Here is a 26,083-nt window from a genome sequence, read left to right as displayed (position 1 = left end):
AAATAATGAAAAAGCCAGAATTATTGGTTACACCAAAAAGTGTTGAAGATATTATCCCTCTAGCAGAAGCTGGAGCCGATGCGTTCGTAATAGGAGAACAGCGCTATGGATTACGGCTAGCAGGAGATTTTTCCCGTGATGAAGTAAAGCAGGCAATAGAGCTAGCGCATAAAAATGGGAAAAAAGTGTATGTAGCAATGAATGCTCTATTTCATAATGAAAAAATTGATGAGCTAACAGATTATATCTCTTTCTTACAAGAATTTAATGCTGATGCGATTATATTCGGTGATCCCGCTGTATTAATGGCAGCACGTGAAGCTGCACCAAGTATGAAATTGCACTGGAGTACAGAAACAACGGGGACCAATTGGTATACATGTAATTATTGGGGAAGAAAAGGAGCAAAACGTGCAGTGCTTGCTCGTGAAATAAATATGGATGCTATTATCGAGACAAAGGAAAATGCAGAAGTAGAAATCGAAGTTCAAGTTCATGGTATGACTGCAATGTTCCAATCTAAGCGTTCTCTTCTTGGTAATTATTATGAATACCAAGGAAAAGTGATGGAAGTTGAGAACCGAAAATTGGAACATAACATGTTTTTACATGATAAAGAACGGGAGAACAAATATCCGATTTTTGAAGACGAAAACGGAACACATATTATGAGTCCTAACGATATGTGTATAATTGACGAGCTTCAAGACATGATTGATGCAGGCATTGATTCATTTAAGATCGATGGAATATTAAAAAGTAGTGAATACATTGTTGAAGTAACAAAGCTATATAGAAAAGCAATTGATCTTTGTATCGATGATCCGGATTTGTATGAAGATGCAAAGGATGAGCTATTAGAGGGAATCGAGGAAATTCAGCCAGCTAATCGCCCGCTAGATACAGGATTTTTCTTTAAAGAAACAGTATATTAAAGGAGGCAGCTATATGACAACGGTGAAAGATAATATTTCCCAAATTGTGAACGGCAAACGGGTAATCGTTAAAAAGCCTGAATTGCTTGCGCCAGCTGGAAATTTAGAAAAACTAAAAATTGCCGTTCATTATGGAGCCGATGCCGTATTTATTGGTGGCCAAGAATATGGCCTGCGATCAAACGCTGATAATTTTACATTCGAAGAAATGAAAGAAGGCGTCCAATTCGCCAAAAAATATGGGGCAAAAATATATGTAACGACAAATATATATGCTCATAATGAGAATATTGATGGTCTTGAAGACTATCTGCTTGGTCTGAAAGAAGCGGGTGTAGCAGGTATCATTGTTGCAGACCCTCTTATAATTGAAACCTGCAGACGGGTTGCACCTGAAATAGAAGTTCATTTAAGCACACAGCAATCTTTATCCAACTGGAAAGCTGTTCAGTTTTGGAAAGAAGAAGGACTAGAGCGTGTAGTTCTTGCCCGTGAAACAAGTGCGGAAGAAATTCGTGAAATGAAGGAAAAGGTTGATATTGAAATTGAAACCTTTATTCATGGAGCAATGTGTATTGCTTATTCTGGACGCTGTACATTAAGTAATCATATGACAGCTCGTGACTCCAACAGGGGTGGATGTTGTCAATCATGCCGATGGGATTATGACCTTTATCAATTAGAAGGAACAAATGAAATTCCCTTCTTTAATGAGGGCGACTCACCTTTTGCCATGAGTCCAAAAGATTTAAATTTAATTCAATCTATACCGCAAATGATTGAACTTGGAATTGATAGTCTAAAGATTGAAGGTCGTATGAAATCCATTCATTATGTTGCTACTGTTGTTAGTGTGTACCGTAAAGTAATAGATGCTTATTGCGCAGATCCTGAGCAATTTAAGATTAAACAGGAATGGCTAGAGGAATTAGCTAAGTGTGCAAACCGCGAAACTGCTCCTGCGTTTTTTGAAGGAGTACCAGGGTATAAGGAGCAAATGTTTGGAAATCATAGCAAAAAGACAAATTTCGATTTCGTTGGATTAGTGTTGGATTATAATCCAGATACACAAATAGTTACATTACAGCAGCGTAATCACTTTAAACCAGGTCAGGAAGTAGAGTTTTTTGGGCCTGAAATCGAAAATTTCACCCACATCATAGATAAGATTTGGGATGAAAAAGGGAATGAACTCGATGCAGCCCGACATCCGCTTCAAATTATTCAATTTAAGCTCGATAAGCCGGTATTCCCTAACAACATGATGCGAAAGGAGATTTAATCACCATGACCCGCAAACCCGTTGTTATCGGTGTTGCCGGCGGCTCTGGCTCGGGAAAAACGAGTGTGACAAAATCAATTATTGACCGCTTTGCAGGTCACTCGATTTTGATGCTGGAACAGGATTATTACTACAAAGATCAAACTCATTTGCCGTTTGAAGACCGATTAAAAACAAATTACGACCACCCTCTAGCTTTTGACAATGATTTATTAATTGAACATATCCAAAAATTATTGCGCTATGAATCTATTCATAAGCCTGTTTATGATTATGCGCTGCATACAAGGTCTGAAAAGGTCATTTACGTAGAGCCGCAGGATGTAATCATTTTAGAAGGAATTCTCATCCTTGAAGATGAGCGCCTACGAGACTTAATGGATATTAAACTTTTTGTAGATACGGATGCAGATCTACGCATAATTCGCCGTTTGTTCAGAGATATTAAAGAACGCGGACGGACAATGGATTCTGTAATCGAACAATATGTAAATGTTGTCCGGCCAATGCATAATCAATTTATTGAACCGACGAAGCGATATGCGAATATTATCATTCCTGAGGGCGGTCATAATCATGTGGCAATCGATATAATGGTAACAAAAATTCAAACAATTCTTGAACAAAAATCGTTTTTATGACACAATAGCATAGAATAAGAAAAGTACCAGCTTTCCTTGTCCTGTTGCATTGTCGACACTTGTACGTATTGTACGTCGGAGCTAGACAATTTCCGAACTCGACAAAATAGTTATACTTTTATCTTTTATTAAAAGGTCCAATATGGACAAACTTTTATGCGCGCCCTATAAAGGTCGCGCTCCTATATTAATTAGCAGTACATAAAATAAAGAAAGCACACAATGAAAGTACAATTGTGAAATTTTGAAGGAGTGAAGGTTTTGGCAATTGAAAAAGTTTTCCCTATGACGCAAGCTGGTAAAGAGAAGCTTGAACAGGAATTAGAATATTTAAAGTCTGTTAAGCGTAAAGAAGTAGTAGAGCGTATTAAGATTGCACGCAGCTTCGGAGACTTATCTGAAAACTCAGAGTACGACTCTGCTAAAGAAGAGCAAGCTTTTGTTGAAGGTCGAATTACAACGATTGAGAATATGATCCGCAATGCAAAGATTATTACAGAAGCTGAAATGAGTGCCGACACTGTATCATTAGGCAGCTCCGTAACATTTATTGAACTTCCAAATGGAGAAGAAGAAACATATACTATTGTTGGGAGTGCAGAAGCAGACCCATTCGAAGGCAAGATCTCTAATGATTCTCCAATAGCCAAAAGCCTATTTGGCCATAGAGTTGGAGATGAAGTAAAAGTTCAAACTCCTGGTGGAGAAATGGATGTAAGAATTATAACAATTAAATAATTATTCTTTGTTTGAAAATATGAAACCTCGTCAAAACTTTTGACGAGGTGTTTTTTATGTGGAAAAAGAGAGCGATTGTATGGCTTTGCATTTGTTTAGCGATATTCACTGTCTTAATCGGAAGACTGATTCAACTTCAATTAGTCGCAACAGAGGATTTTACCAAAAGGCAAATTAACTTATTAGATGCAAGTGTACGACAAAGATCTCAAGAGATGGTACTTGATACTGGCAGAGGAAATTTTCTCTACAAGGATGGCAGTCCAATCACGCACAAAACCCTTCCAGTTCTCATCCTCTTTCCTTTTCTAAAAAAAATGGAATGGGATATTGAGAAAGTATCTAATATAACAGGGATTTCTGTATATTCCCTTCGCTATGCTGTGGAAAATGCAAAGCAACCCTTCGCTTATGGAGACCAAGATCCTATTCTTTTAACAGAATCTCAAATCGAAAAAATAAATAATTTAAAAATTCCTGGAGTGTTTGCTGTTGAAAAAAAATATCACCTAACTGAAAATTTAGCAGAACATTTAATAGGGATTACAGGAGAAAACGAAACAGTACTTCGAAGCCGTTATTCAGAAAAGGATCTTACTACAAATACAATGATTGGTTTAACAGGGATGGAGAAAAGCTTTGATGAATTTCTCTTACCTGATGGAAAATCGAAACTTGTTTATCATGTTGATGCAACTGGTGGACCACTATTCGGGATAAATGTTAAATATGTGGAACCTGCCAACCCGTATTACCCAGTAAATATTAAAACGACTATTGATTCAGACTTGCAGGCAATGTTGGAAAAGCTTGTAGAACAAAGCGGTATGAAAAGAGGGGGAGCCGTTCTCCTCGATATAGAAACTAATTCTGTTTTAGCAATGGTTTCCAAGCCATCAATCAATCGTAAAGATCCTTTTAATAAAGAAACGAGTGGAATAGAAAATTTAATGGTGAAACAGCAAATAATGGGCTCAGTTTTTAAGACGGTCGTTGCTGCTGCAGCGATTGATTATGAGCTGACAGATCCATCAAGAAAATTCGATTGCAGTAAGAAAATTAATGGTGAGCCAGACCTACAATTTCAGTACGGTATGCTTGATTTTACTAATAGCTTTGCAAGAAGCTGTAATAATACATTTGCAACATTGGCAAAGGAATTAAAGGAAATTGATTCGAATATTTTAGAGGATTATGCAGAAAGACTTTCATTAACTGGTACTGTTGGATGGAAAGGGGATATTTATCATTTTCCTAATTTCAAACAATTGCAAGATGAAGAAAAAGGGAGAATTTTTCTTACGGATGATGAGAAAAAGGATTCTAACTTTGTAGGTCTAACAGGTATTGGACAACACGAGGTACGAGCTACACCCCTTGCCGTAGCCAATATGATGGCAACAATTGCAAGGGGGGGCGAGAAGGAAATGGTTCGCGTTGCTTCAAAAATAGAATATAAGAATCGAACATCTTTACTTGAATTTAAAAAGGAAAAACTTGAGGGAGAGACGATATCACCCTATACAGCGATGAAGCTTCAAAAACTGCTCCATGAGGTCGTAGTGAATGAAAATGGAACTGGAAGGGGGTTTCAAGACCTTCCATACGAGGTTGCAGGTAAGTCTGGAACAGGAGAGACTGGCAGAGTCGAAGGTGAGAAGCCGCTTTATAATAAATGGTTTGCTGGTTATTTTCCATATAAAAATCCTAAATACGCGCTTGTAACAGTAAATTTAGGAGTAACGAGCGAATCCGGTGGAGTGAATTCTTTATTTGCTGATATTGTTAAAGGTATCTATAACATGGATCACAATTAGAATATGATGAATTTGGCTCTTTTGTATGTATCCAATCTGCGATAAAATGAAACTTACCTTTTTTAAAATTCGTCTTTATAATATAGAAGCGAAAAAAGGAATAAGGCTTGTTTAAAACATCTCATTCATAGACAAATCAACTATTTCATGTTTGAATAAGGATGGTAATTTATTTTTTCATTCTATATAAATTGGAATGAAAAGACGCTTAGTAGGGAGGAGAATTATTTGAAAGGTCGGGAATCCCGTTCTGAAACTAGGGGAAAAAGAAGAAAAACAAATTTAATATTAAATATGCTAATCGGACTTGTTATATTGTTAATCATTGTGGTTTCTTCGATTATTTTCTTTGGGGGAAATGATGAGGAAACAGCAGGAAAACAAGTCGACGATAAGGAAAAAATACAGGAAAATGTAAAGACTAAAGATGAAGACACTGAATTAGGTAATAAAACCGAAAATCGTTCTGATAATGAAGAACAGGAAGAAAAAGAAAAAGAAAAAGAAAAAGAAACATCTGAAAAGCAACCAAAAGAAGCTACTAAGAAAAATGATAATAAAAGCAAACCCGTTATACAAGCACCAGCTTCAGAAAAAGAAGAGGATGCAGTTGTTACGAATGGCGGGGAAAGCGAAGATGTAAATAAGACTATTGAGAATTCAAGCTGGCAGCCCATCGGAACATCTCAAGTAGGTGAACACGTTTCTGTATATGAGGAAGATTCAGTAGACTGGTCAGAAATGACTCAAGCCATTTCGTATGCTACAGGAATTGATCAAGATAATATGACTGTATGGTTTTTAGGCAATAACGGACAAAATAAATCCGTAGGAACGGTATCGGCAAAAAATCAGAAGCAGAAGTATCGCGTTTATATTGATTGGGTAGATGGACAGGGCTGGAAACCTACGAAAGTAGAAGAGATTAATAAATAGAATAAAAAAATGAAGACGAATGTAGGTAACAAACGAGGAGGGCACAAGACCTTCCTCATTTTTTTGATTTAAAATGAACGACTGCGGAATAAAACCTTTTCCCGTTTTCGTCAACACTCATTTGGTGCGAGACGTGATGGACAGAAAGTAAAATGGCCTTGTTATGTTCGATTTGTGTATTGATATTTTTTTCAAGGGTCTTTAAGTCATGAGCTTCAAAAAATTCAATTTTATCATCAATTAATTCTAGATTGAACTTCATATTCCTTACTAATCTCCTTTTAATCAAATAACTATATAATGTATTTTATCCTATGTGAACGGACTAAGCCAAGGCAGCTTCTGAAATTTTTCAGTTGATTGGTTCATATGAGAATGGTAAATTGGGAACATGAATGATTGGAATCAAAAACAAGAAAGAGGTTCAAACAAATGAAAATAGCTATTATTGGAGCAATGGAAGAAGAAGTAACGTTACTGCGGGAAAAAATAATAGATATGGATCAGATTGTTATTGCTGGCTGTGAGTATACAACTGGGCTAATGAATGGAGTAGAAGTAATCCTGCTGCGTTCTGGAATTGGAAAGGTGAATGCTGCTTTATCGACGGCAATCTTACTAGAAAAATTCAACCCTGATTTTGTCATTAATACTGGTTCTGCAGGAGGCTTTAATCCAGATTTAAATGTTGGTGATGTCGTCATTTCCACAGAAGTAAGGCACCACGATGTTGATGTTACTGCATTTGGTTACGAGTATGGACAAGTTCCTCAGTTGCCGGCAGCCTTCGAAGCTGATAGCCAATTAGTACGTACAGCAGAAGTATGTGCAAAAGAAATCAAGGATATCCAAGTCGTACGAGGATTAATAGCTACTGGCGATTCATTTATGAATGACCCTGTTCGTGTGGACTTTATCCGTGATAAGTTTAACGATCTACAGGCAGTAGAAATGGAAGCAGCTGCAATCGCACAGGTTTCTTATCAATTTGGAACTCCCTTTGTGATAATACGTTCTTTATCAGATATTGCAGGGAAGGAATCAGATGTGTCATTTGAGCAATTTCTTGAAAAAGCTGCACTTCATTCAGCTGATTTAGTAATGAAAATCGTAAGTGCTATGAAATAAGTTCAAGTAACAGCAAATACTGTTTATTGCTTAATTTTGAAAAAATTTTTATTTTCTGCAATAAAATGGTTTACAAATACTATGTGTGTGGTTATAATTACCATTGTAAGTGAAAAAATTCCAAAAAGGAGGTCGAATGAAATGATGATGAAGAAAATTGGCAATGCAAAACTTCATGCTTTTTTATACGTAACGAATTCGACCTATCAGGAATGGATTGCTTAATCTAACATAGCCTATCCATGCCGCAGGGAGATTCGTTTCCCTGTGGCTTTTTTGTGCCTATTTATGCTGCAGGGGTGTCTCCTTGCAGCTTTTTTGTGTCTATGTTAATGAAAGGAAGGGTTTTGAAATGGGTATTTTCGGAAATGATCTTACCGACCAATTACGTTTATTTGAGGAGGTGAAACAATAATGACACTAAATATTTTTTTCTTAACGATAACGATTAAAAAACGCGAGCTAACGATAGAAGAAATACTTCATGATCAAATGATAAAAAAAATTCAAGATGAAAATCGTGATCGTCAATACACGCTGTATCGCACTTATTAATTTGATTTTAAAAAAAGAGTGAAAGGTGGTAATGAAAATGATTTTTTTAATGCAAGGACGTCAAGCAATCTTTTGGGTGGAGAATGATTCCACCTAGCCTATAAGGTAGGAGGAGCAGCTATATGTCACTACATGTTTTACTACTAACACTTAGGTTCCGTAAAAAGAAAAATAAATGAATTCATCATCATATATGGCAATTCATTAAATCACCTAATTAACAGAATGTTCATATTTAGATGAAATCATCAGGGTATGAATATGGTAATTTAATATTAAATAGGTGGTTTAAAGGGGTGCAAAAGCATGTTTATGATGGTGATGGGTCTAGTTATTTGCTGTGCGATTGGCAGCATTATTATTTCTGAAGTAAGTGTCGACGTAGTAGGTGTTGAATAAAAAAAGGATTAACCTTCATGGTTAATCCTTTTTTAATGCTTTCGTTTTTGCTATTTCTCTGGACGAACCCATAAGAATACAATGACTGCTACTGTTGCAATTAATAAGATGATTGGTTTTGTGGAAAATCCTTCAAAAATTATTTCTGCACCGGTTGCTATTAGTACGATAAATAGTACAAGCAATAGAATAATACGCTGGGCTGTCATGAAAAATCCAACTTTCATAAAGTAGTATTATTATTTTACCATATTTTTGTGCAAGCATATTTAATGAAAGCTTAATATAGAGCCAAATTCCTATTCAACCCGCTCTAATCATTTTACTTAACTGGATTCTGGTCATCCAGGATCAATTTCAATATCTTTATTTAAGAGGGAAAAATTTCCTGAACAAAATAAATGAATTGGACAGACAAAAACAACTCTCTTTACTCATAGGAATTAGTTAAGGCTAAAGTGTTTTTTTAAAAGCGGGGGTGGAAAAATTGTCTGGAATTCTAACAGCACTTGGCTATTTAGTAAAAGAGATTGTGTTTCTTGTATCGTACGTAAAAAACAATGCTTTTCCTCAACCGCTATCGGTTGCTGATGAAAAAAAGTATTTGCGGTTGATGGCTTCTGGTGACGCACATGCACGCAATATGTTAATCGAGCACAACTTGAGACTTGTAGCTCATATTGTAAAGAAATTTGAAAACACAGGTGAGGATTCAGAGGATCTTATCTCAATTGGAACTATAGGGTTAATAAAAGCAATTGAAAGCTATTCTGAAGGAAAAGGAACGAAGCTTGCAACCTATGCAGCAAGATGTATTGAAAACGAAATTCTCATGCATTTACGGGCATTGAAAAAAACGAAAAAAGATGTTTCCCTTCATGACCCGATTGGTCAGGATAAAGAAGGAAATGAAATATCACTCATTGATGTTCTTAAATCTGAATCAGAAGATGTCATTAATACAATTCAATTGAATATGGAGCTTGAAAAAGTGAAGGAATATATTTGTGTCTTGGATGAAAGAGAAAAGGAAGTCATTGTCGGCAGATTTGGTTTAGATCTGCAAAAAGAAAAAACACAAAGGGAAATTGCTAAGGAACTAGGAATATCAAGAAGCTATGTTTCAAGGATTGAGAAGCGTGCCTTAATGAAAATGTTTCATGAATTTTACCGTGCGGAAAAAGAGAAAGAGAAGCGGAAGAATAACTAAAATTATATATGCATGAAAAAATGCACAAACCAAGGAAAAAAGTATATTTCTTGTGTTTGTGCATCTCTTTTTATCCCGCATTAACGGGCAGTAAGACCCCCACCTCAAGATTGAGAGAGAAGCGAGGAAGATAGGTGGGGGACAACTGCCCGTAAAAGCCCGAAAAATGAACACAGACTAAAAGCGCCACATCGTGTGGCAACGTCTGCGTGACCCACTTCCTGTGGGCCGCAACTAACCATCAGTGGGGGATAGAAGCCGACTAAGAACGCCACGTCCTGTGGCAACGTCGGCACTAGCACGTCCTGTGCGTCGAAAAACCTCCACTGATGGAAGTTTCACTTTATTCTATTTTACCGTTCTTTAATACCAAATTCCAATTCTTACCTCCATCTGTAGTCTCATACACATCATTTAAGTAAGTAGCAAATGAGAGTGTATTTTGATTCTTCATATTAACAGAAATAAAGGTAATAGGGTTATCATAATTTAAATAAGGAATTTCAATTTCAACTGCTTTATTCGTACGCAGATCTATCTTATGAAAAAGTACTTTATTATTTTCAACTGAAGAATAGTATAGCTCGTTTTCGGAAAATGCTAGAGCTGTAGCCATTATCGGGGCTGTTACTAGCTTCAGATGCTGCCCCTTATCCTCTGATATAAATACACCGCTCCGAGTTGACATTGCCATTATGCTGCTATTCGTTGGATGAGCTGCGATCATTCCCAATGTATCTGATTCTAATCCATTTAACTTTAATGGCTCCCATGATTTCCCGTCATTTTCCGAAATGAAGACACCTGGTTCTAATTCAGGTATGGCTTTTTCATTAATGATATAAATAACATTTGTTTCATAGCCTGCAGATAAAAAGTGAAAATCCTCTTCCCCATAAAATGAGAGAGGCTTAATCGTTGCTCCTTTATCAATACTTTTTACGATGCCAAATGGATTTTTCATGTTGGAGTCCTTTTCAGGATGACCGCTTGAAATAAAACCGTCTTTCGTTGCTTGAAATCCTACATATTCATGTTTTTGTGAAGAACCTTCGAGCCACCCATCATTTGTGCTGATTTTTATTCCCTCTTGTGAAGAAAGATAAAGTCCATCATCGTTTCCAGGATAACCCAATCCATAAATTTGTTCTAAACGCTGGGGCTCTGCTTTTTGGATGTTGTAAGGAACAGCCTGCTGAATAGGTGCAGTCTTTTTATCAGTCAGTTTACCTTCATCTTGATCATTTGTTGAGGAACATCCAGCTGCTATTAAAGTAAACATGAATGGTAAAAAATATTTTTTAGATATTTTCAATGTATCTCACTCCAACTGCGTTTATTTATTAATGTTTAAACCCTTCCCTATAGTAACGGAAAATTTAATTAGGAAGCAAAGGATTAGTCCTAAAAAATCGGTTTAATAATTATTTTATAAAAGTAACACTGGTTATATCCTTATTTTTGAAGTTACGAACAATTGCCTACACTCTTCTTCATTAGTCATCATAATTTATAAAAAGAAGGACACAGGGAGGTAGAAATCAATGCCTTATGGTTATGGTTTTCCATACACATTTGCTTATCCTCCACCTCCAGCCCCATATTATTGTGGAGGGGGATTTTGGTTAGCGTTAGCTATCGTACTATTGATATTGTTAATCGTATTTGGTGGATTGTTTTTTTGTTCAGGATGTTAAGCCCAAACACTTATGCTAGCTTTCATAAGTGTTTTTTTTGCAAAATTATGAGACTGCCCTTAATAATGGAATTTTTTGAATTATTAACCTATAATATTTTTGTAGTTATAGATAAGGAACGCTTAGTCAGCCGTACAACACATGACCAAAAGGATGGCTTTTAGGAGGGAGTGGCGTCCTTCGTTAACATGGGAGTTGGAGCCGGAGCTAGACAATAAGGAGGAAGATGCATGACAACAAAAACATATTCAACAGTTTGGGATTTAGATGTATTTTTTAATGGCGGCAGTTCTTCAGAAGCATTTGCTAAGCATTTAATGACCACAGAAGAGGAAATTAAAGAATTTACATTACAGGTACATAACTGGGAAACAACGAATTCTATATCTGATAAATCAGCATTAAATCATTTAATTGATCGTTTTCAAGAAGCAACGAAAAAACTGCGAGAAGCAGGTGCATTTGTAAGCTGTCTCCAGGCTCAAAATACAGGTGATAAAAAGGCAAGCGAGCATCGTGCTGCAATTACTCAACTCAGTGCGAGCTTTCAAACTGCTTTGACCGAATTTGATGAAAAACTAACAAGCTATGATACTTCAATTTGGGAGGAGATGTTAAAAACCGAAGAGCTTAGGGAATTGGCCTTTGTCCTAACAGAAAGACGTCAAACTGCTGCAGAAAAATTATCGAAAGAAGAAGAAAGCTTAATAAATGCCCTAGGAGTGGATGGCTACCATAGCTGGGGCCAGTTCTATGATTTGGTTGTTGGAAAAATTAAGATTCCATTTCATGAGAACGGTGAGGAAACAATTCTCTCAGTTGGGCAAGCTGCTAATAAATTCTCCAGTCCAGACCGAAAGGTTCGTAAAGATATGTTTGAAAAGTGGGAAAATGCATGGAAGGAACAGTCAGATTATTTATCTAGAGTCATAAATCATTTATCCGGATTTAGACTTAATGTGTATAAACAGCGCGGCTGGGAGGATGTATTAAAAGAGCCATTAGCAATCAATAGAATGAGTCAAGAAACCTTAGATGCAATGTGGGAGGTTATTTCCAAGAATAAACAGCCTCTCGTACAGTTTCTAGATAGGAAGGCAAAACTGCTAGGAGTAGAAAAATTGAGTTGGTATGATCTTGATGCCCCAATTAATAAAACTGAATCAAAAGTTTCTTATCAAGAAGGCACAGAGTTTATTTTGGAGAACTTTTCAAAGTTTGGTGAGGAAATGACTTCATTTGCCAAAATGGCTTTTGAAGATAAATGGATCGAAGCGGAGGATAGACCTGGGAAATCACCTGGAGGTTTCCATACGTATTTTCCAGAAAGCAGTCAGTCGAGAATTTTTATGACTTATTCTGGTACGCCTTCAAATATTTCTACTTTAGCACATGAGCTTGGACATGGATTCCATACCTATGCGATGAGGGATCTGCATTTATTGAATCGCAATTATGCGATGAATGTGGCAGAAACGGCATCTACTCTTGCAGAAATGATTGTAGCGGACGCTTCAGTTAAAAGCGCTCAATCTGGGGAGGAAAAAATTGCGCTCCTTGGGGATAAAATTCAGAGAACTGTTGCATTATTGATGAACATTCATGCTCGATTCTTATTTGAGACCCGCTTTTATTCAGAACGAAAGAAAGGTACGGTAAGTACAGATAGGTTAAATCAACTAATGGAAGAAGCCCAAAAAGAAGCATATGGTCATGCACTTGAGGAATATCATCCTTCATTCTGGGCCTCTAAGCTTCATTTCTATATTACCGGGGTTCCATTCTATAATTTCCCTTATACTTTTGGATATCTTTTCTCACTTGGAATTTATGCTAGAGCAATCGAGGAAGGAAAGGGCTATGAACAAAAGTATATAGATTTATTAAAGGATACAGCATCAATGAAAGTGGAGGAATTAGCACAAAAGCATTTGAATGTTGATTTAACGAGACATGAGTTTTGGGAAAGGGCAGTTCAATTATGCATTGATGATATTGAGGAATTTTTAGCCTTGACCGAAGGAAAGTAATGAAAACAAGCTATTCTTTAATAAAAGCCGCACCCATTCTAACAGGTGCGGCTTTTACAATTTTATACCTTTTTTAATTTAAATGGGCTAACCATTAGGAATGAAAGAATAATCATGATAAATAAGAAGAATTGGGAAGGCAAATATGGTATAGTAAGAAAACTTAGAGTTGCAAGGCAGCCTGCAGCAGTAATCGGAAGGCCAGTAAAATAGCCATTATTTTCACTGATATTAAATCTTGCAAGTCTGAAGGCGCCGCAGCCTATGTAAAAAATGGTGAAAAATGAACCAGGAGCACCAAATTCAAATAAAATTCCTTGATATATTAATAGTGCAGGTGCGACTCCAAATGATATAATATCACTCATGGAATCTAATTGCTTGCCAAGCTCTGATTCGATATTAAGCTTTCTAGCAACCATGCCATCAAATCGGTCAGCAAGTGCCGCAATAAAAATAAGTAATAAACTCAAGTCTAAATAACCATTTATGGAAAATAATATGGCAAAGCCACCTAGGAATAAATTAGTTATTGTTAATACATTTGCTATCTGAGCTTTTAATTTCTTTATGGTTTGATCAAATATATCTAATAAAAACATTCACCACACTCCTTTAATATTAGAGGATTAAATTTTGTCCACCTATAGGCCAGTCCGCCAAGAAGGTTAATGATCAACTATCAAGTTAGCCTGTCTTATGATTTGCCGAATGGTAACGATCAAGGAAAGCTGCTTTGAAAATCATCGCAGGAACAATCTGAATTTTGATGTTCCGAAGGCGCTTGTGCTTTCTATAATAATATTTAATTTTAAGCTTTTTAGTACTATCCGTAAAGAGTATTAATACACCAAATGGAGGGGTACCGTTGATTCAGTCTATTTATCGGCTGTTTATTGAACTAACAAATGGCAAAATTACATCAGGTTTGATAAGAAGATTTGCTTGCTCAAAAGCAAGTCGAATGTTTATTCCTTCTTTCTCTAAGGTTTACCAAATAAATCAAGATGAAATGGAGCAAACATTAGAAGAGTTTCTGACCTTGCATGAATTTTTCACAAGAAGGCTCAAAGAAGGGGCGCGAAAGCCAGACATTGATCAGGATTCTATTATTAGTCCTGTTGATGCTGTAATTGAGGATATTGGCGTTATTAAGCCCGGGCATATAATAACAGTAAAAGGGAAGGATTATTCGATTAGAGAAATGCTAGGTAAAGATGAAAAAATAGAAAAGTATGCAGATGGATGTTATATGATTTTCTATCTGAGTCCTAGCCATTACCATCGGATACATAGTCCGGTTACAGGTTGTGTCATTGATCAATGGACATTAGGATCAAAGTCTTATCCGGTAAACAAATATGGTCTAAAATATGGGAAGAACACTCTTTCTAAAAATTACCGTACCATTACAGAGGTGGAGCATAAAACCGGTCTGCTCTCCATTGTGAAAGTTGGAGCTATGTTTGTGAATTCTATTGAGGTCATTCATGAAGGAGACCAATTGATAAAGGGAACTGAAATGGCCTACTTTTCTTTTGGATCAACAGTTGTTCTTTTATTCGAAAAGAATAGTTTTCAACCACTAACGACATTAAAGACACCATTCCATATTAAAGTTGGGGAAAAAATAGGATATTTGACTAGGAAAAAGGAAGAAATGAAAGGTTAATCTTAATGGAAACAAGGATTCTGAGAAAGAAAGGATAGGTGGGGGATATGGTCTGTAGGATAAACAGGCGATTCTATAAAATTCATATAAAGCCTGCTGTCAATGCATTGCTTGTAATAAGCCCCCACTTATAGAAGAATTTAATTAAGATGAAACCTTTAATTTGTGAGATAATGAACGTCGGTGAATTTCAGTTTCAATAAGTCTGATAAAGTCTAGACTTAATTTAAGCTCGATGGCTTTATAATAGGATTCGATTAATAATTCGTCTGACAGCTTGCGCATGTCTATTCACCTCCATTACTGAAATGTCACGATTCTAATTAAGCGTTAACGAGCATATACTGTAAGTTTTAATAATGTATCTTAACTCTAGCAAAATTCAACAGTTAGAACAATCGTTCTCTTATCCACAGCTAACAGTGGAAAACCTGTGGTTAAGTTGTTAATAAAAGAGGGAAAAGTAGGTATATGAGTGTGGTTAATGTGTATAAGGTTATCCACAGATTTATATATATCAAAAAATGTCGAAAAATTTATTGATCTAATCAAATTGACCTAAGTTTGAAACAGTATATAAAATTAGTTAAAATGATGAGTACAAATTAATGGAATTATACTTTTATATACAAATCACATTAGAAACTAACTGAGGTGTTTAATAAAGTGTTAAAACATTTTTTACCAGATCAGCATGCGAAAAGCATATTTGAAATTACTCCTGAAAGCTTAAAGGAAAATGGAGTAAAAGGGATTATTACCGATTTAGATAATACGTTAGTCGAATGGGATCGCCCACATGCAACTCCCAGATTAATAAAATGGTTTGAAGAAATGAAAAACAGCAATGTAAAAATTACGATTGTTTCTAATAACAATGAAAGTCGTGTGAAGTCTTTTTCTGAGCCTTTAAATATACCATTCATTTCTGTAGCAAGAAAGCCTTTAGGACGAGCATTTAATAAGGCTTTACATGAAATGGGTCTTAGGAAAGAAGAAACAGTTGTTATCGGCGATCAATTACTGACAGATGTTTTGGGAGGCAATCGCAGTGGTTTCCGTACGATTCTTGTTGTTCCGGTTGCACAAACAGATGGATTAATAACCCGTTTTAATCGAAAAGTAGAAAGAAGAATATTAAATTGGTTTAGAAAAAAAGGTATGATTCAGTGGGAGGATTAATTCGTGAGTGAACAATATATTTGTATAGGATGCGGTGTGAAAATTCAAACAGAGGATCCTGCTCTAATCGGTTATGCACCGCAATCTGCATTGCTTAAGGATGATATTATATGTCAACGATGTTTTCGATTAAAGCATTATAATGAAGTACAGGATGTCAATTTAACCGATGATGATTTTCTGAAAATTTTAAATGAGATTGGAAAAAGTGATTCTCTAATTGTAAAAATAGTTGATATTTTTGACTTTAATGGAAGCTGGCTTCCTGGGCTTCATAGATTTGTAGGTAATAATAAAATTCTTCTTGTTGGGAATAAAGTTGATTTACTTCCAAAATCAGTTAAACACAATAAGTTAATTAATTGGATGAAGCAAGAAGCGAAGGAGCTTGGCTTGAAGCCAGAAGATGTTTATCTCGTCAGTGCTGCTAAAGGGAAGAATATTAAAGAGGTAGCTGCTGCAATCGATGAACATCGAAAAGGCAAGAATGTCTATGTAGTCGGATGTACGAATGTTGGAAAATCAACCTTTATCAACCGAATATTAAAAGAGGTAACTGGTGAAGGCGATGTCATTACAACCTCGCATTTTCCTGGTACAACTCTTGATATCATCGAAATTCCGCTAGCCGATGGAAAAGCACTGGTAGATACACCAGGAATTATTAATCATCATCAGATGGCACATTATGTGGATAAAAGGGATTTAAAAATAATTACACCGAAAAAAGAAATAAAACCAACTGTTTTTCAGTTAAATGAAGAACAAACCCTTTTCATGGGCGGCTTAGCTAGGTTTGATTATATTGCTGGTGGACGAAGGTCTTTTGTGTGCCATTTTTCTAACGAAATAAATATTCATCGTACAAAATTGGAAAATGCAGATGAATTGTATAAAAATCATCTTGGAGAACTATTAACTCCGCCAAGAATAGAGCAAATCGTAGTTTTTCCTGAATTAATTAGGCACGAATTTATGATTAAAGAAGGAAAAATGGATGTAGTTTTTTCAGGACTTGGCTGGATAACGATAAATGATCCAGGAGCAAAAGTGGCTGCATATGTTCCAAAAGGTGTTCATGTCTTATTAAGAAAATCATTAATATAATAAGTTTATTAAAGCAGGTTGACGTCTAACAATAGGCTTACTTCGAAATATTATATGGGGGGAAGCTATTTTGAAAAAGCTATTTGCTGTATTAGGAGACCCAATTGCCCACTCCATGTCACCTGCCATGCATAATGATCTTTTTTCAATTTATGGAATGGATGCGCATTATCATCCTTTTCATGTGAAAAGGGGCAGCTTAGAAGAGGCTATTAAGGGACTAAAGGCAATCGGAATCGCAGGTTTTAATATAACTGTTCCGCATAAAGAAACAATTATTCCGCTATTGGATGAAATCGATCCACTTGCAAAATCAATTGGAGCGGTAAATACAGTGGTGAATGTGAATGGAAAATTAATAGGCTATAATACAGATGGCAGTGGGTATTTAAAAGGATTAATAGAGGAATTTCCATTAATAAATGATAAAAATGTTTTGATAATTGGGGCCGGTGGAGCAGCTAGAGCAATTTATTTTACTATGGCGGAAGCTGGTGTACGAAGAGTAGATATTTGTAATCGAACAGTATCAAAGGCTGAAGTGATTGTGGAAGAATGTCCTTATGCTGCTAACTCCAATGTTTATGGGATGAATGAAGCCGAAAATATTTTAGGTGAATACGATTTAATTATCCAAACGACTCCAAAAGGGATGGAGCCTGAAACTTTCGAGCTGCCTCTTTCTTTACATAATCTAAACCAGGATGCATTCGTAAGTGATATAATATACAATCCTCTAGAAACGAAGTTTTTGGGGGAAGCGAAAAAAAAGGGTGCGAGAATTCAAAATGGCTTAAATATGTTTGTTTTCCAAGGTGCTTTAGCCTTTGAAAAATGGACAGGTATTTTTCCAGAAACAAGCCGAATGAAAGAGAATGTTCTAACACAACTAGGAGGATAACAATAATGCTTACAGGAAAGCAAAAACGATTCTTACGTTCAAAAGCTCATCACCTAAATCCAATTTTTCAAGTTGGTAAGGGCGGTGTAAATGATAATATGATCAAACAAGTAAATGATGCACTAGAAGCACGTGAATTGATGAAAATAACGATTTTGCAAAATTGTGATGAAGATAAAAACACAGTAGCAGAACAATTAGTTGAAGGAACAAACGCAGAGCTAGTTCAAATTATCGGGAACACAATCGTGCTGTATAAAGAATCAAAAGAAAATAAGCAAATTAATTTACCATAGGTTTGTGAAAAGAAATATCAGCTTAGAATAAGCTAGGAGGAAATTACTTGATCAAAATCGGCATACTGGGAGGCACCTTTGATCCGCCGCATCTTGGACACTTAATAATTGCAAATGAAGTATTAAATAGCTTTGATTTAAATGAAATTTGGTTTATGCCGAATCAAGAACCTCCACATAAGAAAAAATTAAATGCAATCAAGGATGAAGACAGGGTAAAATTATTAAAGCTTTCGATAAGTGAGCATCCTAACTTTAAACTTGAATTAATTGAGCTTAAAAGATCAGGACCATCCTTTACTTATGAGACAATGAAAATTCTTAAGGAAAGGCATCCTGATAAACAATTTTATTTTATTATTGGTGCAGACATGATTGAATATTTGCCAAAATGGAGAAATATTGATCAATTGGTTGAAATCGTTCAATTTATTGGTGTCAATAGATCAACTTACAATCAAAAAAGCTCTTATCCTATACTTTATGCTGAAGTTCCGAATATCGAGATTTCCTCAAGCCTTATTCGAAGCAGACTAAAGGAAGGTAAAACGATTCAATATATGGTTCCTGAATCTGTTAGGAATTATATAAAGGAGAAGAATTACTATGGATCGCAATGATGCATTACGATTAGTAAAAGAACAATTGACTGACCATCGTTATAACCATACACTAGGTGTTATGGAAACAGCCATTATTCTTGCTAATCAATATGGTGCAAAAGAAAAAAAAGCAGAACTTGCTGCCATTTTTCACGATTATGCCAAGTTTCGACCGAAAGAAGAGATGAAAAATATCATACTAGAGCAAGGAATGCCTAGTGAACTTTTACAATTCAATAGTGAACTTTGGCATGCTCCAGTGGGGGCTTTTCTTGTTCAAAAAGAAGCTGGATTGGATGATGAAGAAATATTAGATGCAATAAGGTATCATACATCTGGCAGAGTGAATATGACTTTGCTAGATAAGGTCATATATTTGGCGGATTATATTGAACCAGGAAGACACTTTCCTGGAGTGGAAGAAGTGCGGGATCTCGCTAAGGTAAACTTAAATCAAGCTTTAATCAAAGCGATGCAAAATACAATCCAATTTTTAATGAAAAAGGGTCAGCCAGTTTTTCCTGCTACCTTTTATACGTATAATAACTTAGTGATGTATCAGGAGGATTGATTGAATGAGTGAAAAAGAATTACTATTAACTGCTGTTAAAGCTGCAGATGATAAACGAGCTGAAGAAATTATTGCATTGAATATGAAAGGGATCTCTCTTATTGCTGACTATTTTCTTATTTGCCATGGGAATTCTGATAAGCAGGTTCAGGCGATTGCACGTGAAATGAAAGAGAAGGCGGAGGAAAAGGGGTATTCTGTAAAAAGAATCGAGGGTTTTGATGAAGCTAGATGGATTCTTGTTGACCTAGGCGATGTCGTTGCTCATATATTCCATCGTGATGAAAGAAGCTATTATAATCTCGAACGCTTATGGGGAGATGCACCGATTGAAAATGTGCAAAGTGAGCTTAATCAATGAGTTACGGGAAGTTTGCTTATCTTTACGATGAGTTAATGAAAGATGTCCCTTACAATAAATGGGTTGAAGTAGTCGTTAATAAGACAAAGAAATATAATTTGAACGGAAATAATCTTCTTGATCTTGCATGTGGCACTGCTGAGCTGTCTGTTCAATTAGCAGAAAAGAGCTTTAATGTAGTTGGGGTAGATCTTTCAGAGGATATGTTGACAGTTGCTCAAGCAAAGGCGATCGAGAAAGGGCTAGATATTAAATTTTATCAGCAAAACATGGCTGAGCTAGAAGGATTAGGCCATTTTGATATCATTTGCATTTTCTGTGATTCTTTAAATTATTTACAATCAGAAAAGGATGTATTGGATACATTTCATAGCGTCCATCACCATTTGGCTGAGAATGGTCTCTTCCTGTTTGATGTTCATTCCATATATAAAATCATGCAGATTTTTATGAATCAAACCTTTGCCGTCAATGATGATGAAATTAGTTATATTTGGCATTGTTATCAAGGGGAATTCCCGAACAGTGTTGAGCATGATTTGAGTTTTTTTGTTCTTGATGAAGAATCTGACTTATATGAACGGTATAATGAACTTCATTTTCAGCGCACATTTCCAATTGATGTATATGAAGGATGGTTAAAAAAGGCAGGTTTTGAATTACTTGAAATAACATCTGATTTTGAGGATGTTCCTCCACAAACCCATTCTGAAAGGATATTTTTTATTTGTCGGAAAGCTAGTGCATGATTAATGTTAGAGAAAGGCCAGCTGAAAAAGCTGGCCCATTTTTTTATACGTTAAGAAAGCATAAATTGTCAGCGTAGAAGGTCATTCGACGTAGTTGCCAATTTTAGGAATTAAGTACAACGGACAGGACAAGGAGGGCATCGATAGCATTCACATCGCACGAAGGAAAAGCGATAGCTATTACGAGGATGTCATAGTCGGGCGAATGCCACAGGATAAGGAAAGCTTCGTCAGAGATACATCGTCCTCCCAAAAGAGAAGCTTTTGGGAGGACGTGGCATGTATGAGCACGATAAGCGCAACTACGCTTCTGTCTTCGCCTTTTCAAGGCTCGCCAATCGGCGAGTTTTCTTTATAAAAAATTTTATTTGATACAGGAAGGAATTTGTTTTTTTATGAAGAATTAATTAGAGTGTAACGTATAGTGCTTTTTCACTTGTTTTATATCTTCATCAAATTTAGCATGAGTTGCCTGAAATACGTGCTCAAACACCTCATCTAAACCGGTTTCAAGCACCTTGATTCCCTCTCCAGTTATACCTCCTTTGACACATACTTTTTCCTGTAAAGTCGGCAATGTATATAAGCCCTTTTTCAATAATTCTCCCATCCCGATCAACATATTCTCTGCTAAAATGGTTGCTGTTTCCTGGTCGATAGCAGTTTCTTTCACAGCTGCAAGAATGAATCTTTGCGTCAAATAGCTAAAAAATGCAGGTCCGCAGCTTACAATATCTGATGCTACTCTTGTAATATTTTCCTCTATTTCAACTGGAGTGGATATGGCTTCAATTAATTTTCGAATACTCTCCTTCCAATTTTCATCACATCTTTTTCCAAATGATAATAATGAAACTCCTGAGAGCGCTCGATTCGTAATACTAGGAATCACTCTTGCGACTGAACAAGAGGTAATGCATTCTAATTGGTCTACATTTATCGGACTCGTAATCGAAACGATGCACTTATCTTTCGTTAAAAAAGGAGAAATGTCATGAATGACGTTATGAATGTCATGCGGCTTAACACAAATAAAGATAAGTGTAGATAGTTTGGCTACTTCTTTTCCATTTTCCCCAATATTTATTTCTTCATAATTCTCTTTTATTTCCAATGCCTTCGCAATCGTTCGATTCGTAATAGTCATCGACGAAGGAGAAACGGCTTTTCCTTCAATTAATGACTCTGTCAGAATCCTCCCCATATTTCCTGTTCCTATAATTCCAATTTTCAATGTCCCTTCCCTCCCTCACAAGCAAGATATCTCCTATACAATATGAAATACCATAATAGAATATGCTTATTTGAAAGGATGATATAGATGATTAACTTTATAAAAGAACATAAACTTTACTTTTCGTTAGGAATAGGGGTTCTTATAATTGTGATTTATTTCGTATATCAACCATTTGAAGACCAAGGGATCCCTTTTGAAGAACAAGAAGATTTTCTAAAAAATGAGGAGGCGAATGTAGTTGAGACTGCAGAAGTTGAAATCAGAGATGAAACAGTTATTGTAGATGTTAAGGGAGCTGTAATGAAACCAGGAGTCTATGAAGCTGAGCAGAATGATCGAGTGATTGACTTAATAAATATGGCTGGTGGATTAAATGAAACTGCTGATGAAGCGAAAATAAATTTTGCCATGAGAGTCGAGGATGAAATGGTCATTTATGTTCCAAAAGTTGGGGAGGAAGTGGAAGAATCGGGTACAGATTTGTTACTAGGCGCTCCAGCAGCTTCAGGTCAAGCAAAAAATGATGGCAAAGTAAATTTGAATACAGCGAATGAGACCGAGTTACAAACCTTGCCAGGAATTGGTCCTGCCAAAGCATCAGCAATTATTGAGTTCCGTGAAACGAATGGTCCTTTTAAAGTGATAGAAGATTTAAAATCCATTAGTGGCATTGGCGATAAAACCTTTGAAAAATTAAAAGACAGTATTAAAGTCAAATAGGATATCTTCCATTGACCCATTCATTTCGGAAGCTTAAACTAATGGCTATAGGAACTATAATTAGAGGAGAATAGAATATGTCGAGAAAAAATTGGGATGAATACTTTTTAGATATAGCAGAACAAGTAGCCACACGTTCAACGTGTCCAAGATTACATGTAGGTTGTGTCATCGTAAAAGACAAACATATTGTTTCGACAGGTTACAATGGAAGCATTCATGGGCATGACCATTGTGACGATGTGGGATGTTTGACTGGTGAGGACGGCAGGTGTTACAGGACTGTACATGCTGAAAATAATGCCGTCTTGCATGCTGATAGAGGGTTGCTGTTGGGGTCAACAGCGTACGTAACCCACGAACCATGTGAAAACTGTTCAAAAACGTTAGCGCAGTCAGGCATAACTAGGGTTGTTTTTAGAAACGCATATCCAAATAAGTTGAATAAATATTTTTTGAAGGATATTGAAGTGATTCACTTGCCAATAATTAACGAAGGCATAGAGTAAGGTGTTCTCTATGCCTTTTTATAGAATTCCATTCATTACTAGCCGAAGGGTGGGAATGAATGGCGATTAATAAAAGTAAAGAACAGAATTTTATTGAAGGAGAACCTAATAATGAAAGGGAGATGGATTTATTTTACATTTATTTCTTTAATAGGAATATTAGCTGCTTTTGTAAATGTGCTTATTTTTGTAATTGTTTTTATCCTGATTATTCTTTTTCTCTATAAAAAGAAAGGCTTTTCTCAAAGGATGATTATTTTAATAAGTTTTATTTTTTTTGTGTTTTTTATCCGAAGTGAAATGGTTGAAAAGGGGAATAAGACACGATTACCGCCGCAAGAAACTAATTTTATTGTTCGTTTTGAAGAAAATTTGAAAGTGGATGGGGATCGTTTTTCTGCAACTGTAAAGGAGCTTGTATATAAAGAAAAGCTTATCCTCTCATATAAAATAAAAACGGAAAAAGAAAAGGAAGCTATTTCGAAACATTTGAAAACAGGAATTGCTTGTCAATTAAGTGGCACATTAGAAGAACCAATAACATCTACAAATGAAAATGCCTTTAACTATAAGGAATATTTAAAAAGAAATAAAATGTATTGGATATTAAAAGTTGAGCATCTAACCCTCTCAAATTGTAGTCCCCAAAAGAAGACCCCTCTTTCATTCTTTCGTTCTATTAGGCAAAAAGGAATTGAATACGTACAAAATAACTTCCCGAAGGAAAGTGCCCCTTTAGCAGTAGCTCTGCTCTTTGGTGATCGAAATTTAATGGATGAAGATGTGTTGGCCTCTTATCAAAAGCTTGGAATTGTTCATTTATTGGCAATTTCTGGTCTCCATGTCGGCATGCTTACTGGGATGATTTATTATCTAGGCATGCGAATTGGTATCTCGAGGGAAAAAATGATTTCGGCTTTATTATTGTTTTTGCCATGCTATGCCTTAATAACGGGTGCTACTCCTTCTGTAATCCGTGCAGTCTGTATGATGATAATTTTTTTTATGCTAAAAAAGTGGGGCAATCATTTTTCACTTTTAACAATTGATATCATCGGCATCGTCTTTATGGTGTATACTTTCTTTTCGCCTCTCGTCATTTATAATGTAGGGTTTCAGCTGTCTTTTAGTGTTAGCTTTTCACTTATTCTTTCTGCTCCAATCATATTAAAAAGGTGTACACATTCATTTACATTAATCTTTGTAACATCATTTATATGCCAATTAGCAGCAACCCCTATTTTGTTTTTTTACTTTTATGAAGTCTCATTAATCTCCATTTTTGCTAATGTGCTTTTTGTTCCGCTATTTTCCTTTCTCATATTACCTGCTATTTTTATTCTCTTTCTTTTACATTTATTATTCGGTGCAAATATTTATTTCCTCATTTCCCTAATGAACTACATCATTTATTGGATGGATTTTGCTGCTAAATGGTTTGCGCAGCTCCCGTTTGCAACAGTTATTCTTGGGAGACCAGCATTACTAATATTAATCTTCTACATACTAATCATCCCATTGTATTTTTCTTTATGGGAGCGGGTTTCCAATATAAAGAGATTATTAAAAATTCAAATTTTTCCCATTTCTATTATTTTATTGCATGCGTTAGTTCCTATACTCTCTCCATATGGGGAAATAACCTTTATTGATGTAGGGCAAGGAGACAGTATACTGATAAAACTTCCACATGGGAAAGGAAATTATTTAATTGATACTGGAGGTACCGTGAGATTTAATACGGATGAATGGAAAGTAAGAAAGAAAAAATATGAAGTTGGAAAAGATGTTGTTGTTCCTTTTTTAAAGAGTAAGGGGATCAAAACAATAGATAAGCTTATTATGACACACGGAGATGCCGATCATATAGGAGGTGCAGAAGAAGTTGTTAAAGAGCTAAAAATTAAGGAAATCCTTCTTCCAAAAACGGATGAGTTATCTGAATTAGAAAAAAATTTATTACTGTCAGCCAAAAAGAAAAATATTCCATTTTATTTTGTTAAAGCAGGGCAAGGCTGGAAGAAAGGAAAAAATGAATTTAAAATAATATCTCCACACCCTGGATTGGAGGCAGATAAAAATAACGGATCAATCGTTTTGTTGGCAAATATAGGAGGATTAAATTGGTTATTTACTGGTGATTTAGAAGAGAATGGAGAGGAAAAATTAATGACTCGCTATCATAACTTGAATATTGATGTGTTAAAGGTTGGTCATCACGGCAGTAAAACATCAACCTCCCCTATGTTTTTAGATCATATTCAGCCTAATCTTGCGGTGATATCAGCAGGTAAAGATAATCGATATGGCCATCCAAATCGCGAAGTGCTAAACAATCTAAATGAAAGAAATATTAAAATTTTACGTACAGATGAGCATGGATCGATTTCTTATATTTTTAAAGGAAATGCTGGAACTTTTTACAAGCAGCTCCCATAAGATATATTAATCAGTAAATGAAAAGAGGCTGCATTGTATGCAGCCTCCGTACATTCCATAAATAGAAAGTCTAGCTTTTTCGAGTTTGTGAAATGTCTAGCTCCAGCGCCTACCCCCTCGAGGTCACAAGCCAATCCTCCCAGAAAGATAAAGAACACCTTTCCGTGAGGCTCGTCTTGTGCTTGTCGGGGGTAAGCAAGGCGCTTCCGCATTTCTATGTAGATTTACGATCCTACAACTTTAACGACTGTTGCAATAATAAATAATGTTGCAAAGAATCCGAAAGATACGATAAAGCCTACTCCAGAGTCGACAGCATCATTTCTTTTACTTTGGACATTCTTTTCAAATTCGTTCACAGTCTACCCC

Annotated in this window: 30 protein-coding genes; 23 read left to right on the top strand and 7 right to left on the bottom strand. The window is 35.9% G+C overall.

Features of this window, described 5'->3' with window-relative positions:
- The first annotated feature begins 5 nt into the window (after positions 1 to 5).
- The 6 genes from KHA94_RS14480 to KHA94_RS14455 all read left to right on the top strand — a co-directional run bounded on the left by KHA94_RS14480 (position 6) and on the right by KHA94_RS14455 (position 6,349).
- The gene (locus KHA94_RS14480; protein WP_213102835.1) at positions 6 to 935 is read left to right on the top strand and encodes a peptidase U32 family protein; all 930 of its coding nucleotides are present in this window, start codon (positions 6 to 8) and stop codon (positions 933 to 935) included.
- A 13-nt stretch (positions 936 to 948) separates the two neighbouring features.
- The gene (locus KHA94_RS14475) at positions 949 to 2,217 is read left to right on the top strand and encodes a peptidase U32 family protein (protein ID WP_213102834.1); all 1,269 of its coding nucleotides are present in this window, start codon (positions 949 to 951) and stop codon (positions 2,215 to 2,217) included.
- A gap of 5 nt (positions 2,218 to 2,222) precedes the next feature.
- Complete coding sequence (udk, locus tag KHA94_RS14470) at positions 2,223 to 2,858, top strand: uridine kinase (RefSeq protein ID WP_213102833.1); 636 nt, start codon at positions 2,223 to 2,225, stop codon at positions 2,856 to 2,858.
- Positions 2,859 to 3,119: 261 nt separating this feature from the next.
- The gene (gene greA / locus KHA94_RS14465) at positions 3,120 to 3,596 is read left to right on the top strand and encodes a transcription elongation factor GreA (protein ID WP_213102832.1); all 477 of its coding nucleotides are present in this window, start codon (positions 3,120 to 3,122) and stop codon (positions 3,594 to 3,596) included.
- Between the two features lie 56 nt (positions 3,597 to 3,652).
- Positions 3,653 to 5,413: a peptidoglycan D,D-transpeptidase FtsI family protein gene (locus tag KHA94_RS14460; RefSeq protein ID WP_213102831.1), complete on the top strand. Its 1,761-nt coding sequence runs from the start codon at positions 3,653 to 3,655 to the stop codon at positions 5,411 to 5,413.
- 228 nt (positions 5,414 to 5,641) lie between these two features.
- Positions 5,642 to 6,349, top strand: a complete 708-nt coding sequence (locus KHA94_RS14455) for a YrrS family protein (protein ID WP_249365503.1) — start codon at positions 5,642 to 5,644, stop codon at positions 6,347 to 6,349.
- A gap of 55 nt (positions 6,350 to 6,404) precedes the next feature.
- Here the strand turns inward: KHA94_RS14455 and KHA94_RS14450 are convergent, their stop codons facing one another.
- A complete protein-coding gene (locus KHA94_RS14450; protein WP_213102830.1) occupies positions 6,405 to 6,611 on the bottom strand; it encodes a DUF2536 family protein in 207 nt (68 codons plus the stop codon).
- Positions 6,612 to 6,781: 170 nt separating this feature from the next.
- Here KHA94_RS14450 and mtnN point away from each other — a divergent pair, with 170 nt between their 5' ends.
- Positions 6,782 to 7,477, top strand: a complete 696-nt coding sequence (gene mtnN, locus KHA94_RS14445; RefSeq protein ID WP_213102829.1) for a 5'-methylthioadenosine/S-adenosylhomocysteine nucleosidase — start codon at positions 6,782 to 6,784, stop codon at positions 7,475 to 7,477.
- A gap of 414 nt (positions 7,478 to 7,891) precedes the next feature.
- Complete coding sequence (locus tag KHA94_RS14440) at positions 7,892 to 8,032, top strand: YrzI family small protein (RefSeq protein ID WP_213102828.1); 141 nt, start codon at positions 7,892 to 7,894, stop codon at positions 8,030 to 8,032.
- Positions 8,033 to 8,481: 449 nt separating this feature from the next.
- On the opposite strand, the gene KHA94_RS14435 is transcribed toward KHA94_RS14440, so the two are convergent.
- Positions 8,482 to 8,640 (bottom strand): hypothetical protein, encoded by a 159-nt coding sequence (locus KHA94_RS14435; protein WP_213102827.1) that lies wholly within the window; start codon positions 8,638 to 8,640, stop codon positions 8,482 to 8,484.
- Between the two features lie 278 nt (positions 8,641 to 8,918).
- On the opposite strand from KHA94_RS14435, the gene sigK reads away from it, so the two are divergent.
- The gene (gene sigK, locus KHA94_RS14430) at positions 8,919 to 9,641 is read left to right on the top strand and encodes an RNA polymerase sporulation sigma factor SigK (RefSeq protein ID WP_057771648.1); all 723 of its coding nucleotides are present in this window, start codon (positions 8,919 to 8,921) and stop codon (positions 9,639 to 9,641) included.
- Positions 9,642 to 9,984: 343 nt separating this feature from the next.
- On the opposite strand, the gene KHA94_RS14425 is transcribed toward sigK, so the two are convergent.
- The gene (locus KHA94_RS14425) at positions 9,985 to 10,956 is read right to left on the bottom strand and encodes a F510_1955 family glycosylhydrolase (RefSeq protein WP_213102826.1); all 972 of its coding nucleotides are present in this window, start codon (positions 10,954 to 10,956) and stop codon (positions 9,985 to 9,987) included.
- A 229-nt stretch (positions 10,957 to 11,185) separates the two neighbouring features.
- Here KHA94_RS14425 and KHA94_RS14420 point away from each other — a divergent pair, with 229 nt between their 5' ends.
- Positions 11,186 to 11,338 carry a hypothetical protein gene (locus tag KHA94_RS14420; protein WP_213102825.1) on the top strand — a complete coding sequence of 51 codons (153 nt, stop codon included), beginning with the start codon at positions 11,186 to 11,188 and terminating at the stop codon, positions 11,336 to 11,338.
- 230 nt (positions 11,339 to 11,568) lie between these two features.
- On the top strand, positions 11,569 to 13,368 hold the full coding sequence (locus KHA94_RS14415) for a M3 family oligoendopeptidase (protein WP_213102824.1): 1,800 nt from the start codon (positions 11,569 to 11,571) through the stop codon (positions 13,366 to 13,368).
- 62 nt (positions 13,369 to 13,430) lie between these two features.
- Here KHA94_RS14415 and pssA read toward each other — a convergent pair whose 3' ends face one another.
- Positions 13,431 to 13,970, bottom strand: a complete 540-nt coding sequence (gene pssA, locus KHA94_RS14410) for a CDP-diacylglycerol--serine O-phosphatidyltransferase (protein WP_213102823.1) — start codon at positions 13,968 to 13,970, stop codon at positions 13,431 to 13,433.
- A gap of 266 nt (positions 13,971 to 14,236) precedes the next feature.
- On the opposite strand from pssA, the gene KHA94_RS14405 reads away from it, so the two are divergent.
- On the top strand, positions 14,237 to 15,040 hold the full coding sequence (locus KHA94_RS14405; RefSeq protein WP_213102822.1) for a phosphatidylserine decarboxylase: 804 nt from the start codon (positions 14,237 to 14,239) through the stop codon (positions 15,038 to 15,040).
- A 144-nt stretch (positions 15,041 to 15,184) separates the two neighbouring features.
- Here the strand turns inward: KHA94_RS14405 and KHA94_RS14400 are convergent, their stop codons facing one another.
- Positions 15,185 to 15,325: a sporulation histidine kinase inhibitor Sda gene (locus KHA94_RS14400; RefSeq protein ID WP_213102821.1), complete on the bottom strand. Its 141-nt coding sequence runs from the start codon at positions 15,323 to 15,325 to the stop codon at positions 15,185 to 15,187.
- Positions 15,326 to 15,706: 381 nt separating this feature from the next.
- Between KHA94_RS14400 and KHA94_RS14395 the strand changes: the two genes are divergently transcribed.
- The 8 genes from KHA94_RS14395 (at position 15,707) to KHA94_RS14360 (ending at position 20,809) form a co-directional block, all read left to right on the top strand.
- Positions 15,707 to 16,222 (top strand): YqeG family HAD IIIA-type phosphatase, encoded by a 516-nt coding sequence (locus KHA94_RS14395; RefSeq protein WP_213102820.1) that lies wholly within the window; start codon positions 15,707 to 15,709, stop codon positions 16,220 to 16,222.
- Between the two features lie 3 nt (positions 16,223 to 16,225).
- Positions 16,226 to 17,329 carry a ribosome biogenesis GTPase YqeH gene (gene yqeH, locus KHA94_RS14390; protein WP_213102819.1) on the top strand — a complete coding sequence of 368 codons (1,104 nt, stop codon included), beginning with the start codon at positions 16,226 to 16,228 and terminating at the stop codon, positions 17,327 to 17,329.
- A gap of 70 nt (positions 17,330 to 17,399) precedes the next feature.
- The gene (gene aroE / locus KHA94_RS14385) at positions 17,400 to 18,230 is read left to right on the top strand and encodes a shikimate dehydrogenase (protein ID WP_213102818.1); all 831 of its coding nucleotides are present in this window, start codon (positions 17,400 to 17,402) and stop codon (positions 18,228 to 18,230) included.
- 5 nt (positions 18,231 to 18,235) lie between these two features.
- The gene (yhbY, locus tag KHA94_RS14380) at positions 18,236 to 18,526 is read left to right on the top strand and encodes a ribosome assembly RNA-binding protein YhbY (protein ID WP_213102817.1); all 291 of its coding nucleotides are present in this window, start codon (positions 18,236 to 18,238) and stop codon (positions 18,524 to 18,526) included.
- A 47-nt stretch (positions 18,527 to 18,573) separates the two neighbouring features.
- Complete coding sequence (locus tag KHA94_RS14375; RefSeq protein WP_213102816.1) at positions 18,574 to 19,146, top strand: nicotinate-nucleotide adenylyltransferase; 573 nt, start codon at positions 18,574 to 18,576, stop codon at positions 19,144 to 19,146.
- Positions 19,133 to 19,699, top strand: coding sequence for a bis(5'-nucleosyl)-tetraphosphatase (symmetrical) YqeK (gene yqeK / locus KHA94_RS14370; RefSeq protein ID WP_213102815.1), 567 nt, complete (start codon positions 19,133 to 19,135; stop codon positions 19,697 to 19,699). The genes KHA94_RS14375 and yqeK overlap by 14 nt, the downstream gene beginning before the upstream one ends.
- A gap of 4 nt (positions 19,700 to 19,703) precedes the next feature.
- Positions 19,704 to 20,060: a ribosome silencing factor gene (gene rsfS, locus KHA94_RS14365; protein ID WP_213102814.1), complete on the top strand. Its 357-nt coding sequence runs from the start codon at positions 19,704 to 19,706 to the stop codon at positions 20,058 to 20,060.
- A complete protein-coding gene (locus KHA94_RS14360; RefSeq protein WP_213102813.1) occupies positions 20,057 to 20,809 on the top strand; it encodes a class I SAM-dependent DNA methyltransferase in 753 nt (250 codons plus the stop codon). Before rsfS ends, KHA94_RS14360 begins: the two co-directional genes overlap by 4 nt.
- A gap of 403 nt (positions 20,810 to 21,212) precedes the next feature.
- On the opposite strand, the gene comER is transcribed toward KHA94_RS14360, so the two are convergent.
- The gene (gene comER, locus KHA94_RS14355) at positions 21,213 to 22,043 is read right to left on the bottom strand and encodes a late competence protein ComER (RefSeq protein ID WP_213102812.1); all 831 of its coding nucleotides are present in this window, start codon (positions 22,041 to 22,043) and stop codon (positions 21,213 to 21,215) included.
- Positions 22,044 to 22,130: 87 nt separating this feature from the next.
- Here comER and KHA94_RS14350 point away from each other — a divergent pair, with 87 nt between their 5' ends.
- From KHA94_RS14350 to KHA94_RS14340, 3 genes are all read left to right on the top strand, one after another.
- Positions 22,131 to 22,766, top strand: a complete 636-nt coding sequence (locus KHA94_RS14350) for a helix-hairpin-helix domain-containing protein (protein ID WP_213102811.1) — start codon at positions 22,131 to 22,133, stop codon at positions 22,764 to 22,766.
- A 77-nt stretch (positions 22,767 to 22,843) separates the two neighbouring features.
- A complete protein-coding gene (locus tag KHA94_RS14345; protein WP_213102810.1) occupies positions 22,844 to 23,275 on the top strand; it encodes a deoxycytidylate deaminase in 432 nt (143 codons plus the stop codon).
- Positions 23,276 to 23,386: 111 nt separating this feature from the next.
- On the top strand, positions 23,387 to 25,714 hold the full coding sequence (locus KHA94_RS14340) for a DNA internalization-related competence protein ComEC/Rec2 (RefSeq protein ID WP_213102809.1): 2,328 nt from the start codon (positions 23,387 to 23,389) through the stop codon (positions 25,712 to 25,714).
- A gap of 224 nt (positions 25,715 to 25,938) precedes the next feature.
- Here KHA94_RS14340 and KHA94_RS14335 read toward each other — a convergent pair whose 3' ends face one another.
- A complete protein-coding gene (locus KHA94_RS14335) occupies positions 25,939 to 26,073 on the bottom strand; it encodes a YqzM family protein (protein ID WP_213102808.1) in 135 nt (44 codons plus the stop codon).
- Positions 26,074 to 26,083 lie beyond the last annotated feature (10 nt).

It is taken from the genome of Cytobacillus citreus (assembly GCF_018343665.1).
GTDB lineage: Bacteria > Bacillota > Bacilli > Bacillales > Cytobacillaceae > Cytobacillus > Cytobacillus citreus.
Note: the sequence above shows the minus strand (reverse complement) of the source record. Positions and strands in the feature narration are given on the sequence as shown.

Coding starts and splice junctions, on each gene's coding strand:
- KHA94_RS14480 (WP_213102835.1), top strand. CDS start 6: ATGAAAAAGCCAGAATTATTGGTTACACCAAAAAGTGTTGAAGATATT.
- KHA94_RS14475 (WP_213102834.1), top strand. CDS start 949: ATGACAACGGTGAAAGATAATATTTCCCAAATTGTGAACGGCAAACGG.
- udk (WP_213102833.1), top strand. CDS start 2,223: ATGACCCGCAAACCCGTTGTTATCGGTGTTGCCGGCGGCTCTGGCTCG.
- KHA94_RS14460 (WP_213102831.1), top strand. CDS start 3,653: ATGTGGAAAAAGAGAGCGATTGTATGGCTTTGCATTTGTTTAGCGATA.
- KHA94_RS14450 (WP_213102830.1), bottom strand. CDS start 6,611: ATGAAGTTCAATCTAGAATTAATTGATGATAAAATTGAATTTTTTGAA.
- mtnN (WP_213102829.1), top strand. CDS start 6,782: ATGAAAATAGCTATTATTGGAGCAATGGAAGAAGAAGTAACGTTACTG.
- KHA94_RS14440 (WP_213102828.1), top strand. CDS start 7,892: ATGACACTAAATATTTTTTTCTTAACGATAACGATTAAAAAACGCGAG.
- KHA94_RS14435 (WP_213102827.1), bottom strand. CDS start 8,640: ATGACAGCCCAGCGTATTATTCTATTGCTTGTACTATTTATCGTACTA.
- KHA94_RS14420 (WP_213102825.1), top strand. CDS start 11,186: ATGCCTTATGGTTATGGTTTTCCATACACATTTGCTTATCCTCCACCT.
- KHA94_RS14415 (WP_213102824.1), top strand. CDS start 11,569: ATGACAACAAAAACATATTCAACAGTTTGGGATTTAGATGTATTTTTT.
- pssA (WP_213102823.1), bottom strand. CDS start 13,970: ATGTTTTTATTAGATATATTTGATCAAACCATAAAGAAATTAAAAGCT.
- KHA94_RS14400 (WP_213102821.1), bottom strand. CDS start 15,325: ATGCGCAAGCTGTCAGACGAATTATTAATCGAATCCTATTATAAAGCC.
- yhbY (WP_213102817.1), top strand. CDS start 18,236: ATGCTTACAGGAAAGCAAAAACGATTCTTACGTTCAAAAGCTCATCAC.
- yqeK (WP_213102815.1), top strand. CDS start 19,133: ATGGATCGCAATGATGCATTACGATTAGTAAAAGAACAATTGACTGAC.
- rsfS (WP_213102814.1), top strand. CDS start 19,704: ATGAGTGAAAAAGAATTACTATTAACTGCTGTTAAAGCTGCAGATGAT.
- KHA94_RS14360 (WP_213102813.1), top strand. CDS start 20,057: ATGAGTTACGGGAAGTTTGCTTATCTTTACGATGAGTTAATGAAAGAT.
- KHA94_RS14350 (WP_213102811.1), top strand. CDS start 22,131: ATGATTAACTTTATAAAAGAACATAAACTTTACTTTTCGTTAGGAATA.
- KHA94_RS14345 (WP_213102810.1), top strand. CDS start 22,844: ATGTCGAGAAAAAATTGGGATGAATACTTTTTAGATATAGCAGAACAA.
- KHA94_RS14340 (WP_213102809.1), top strand. CDS start 23,387: ATGAAAGGGAGATGGATTTATTTTACATTTATTTCTTTAATAGGAATA.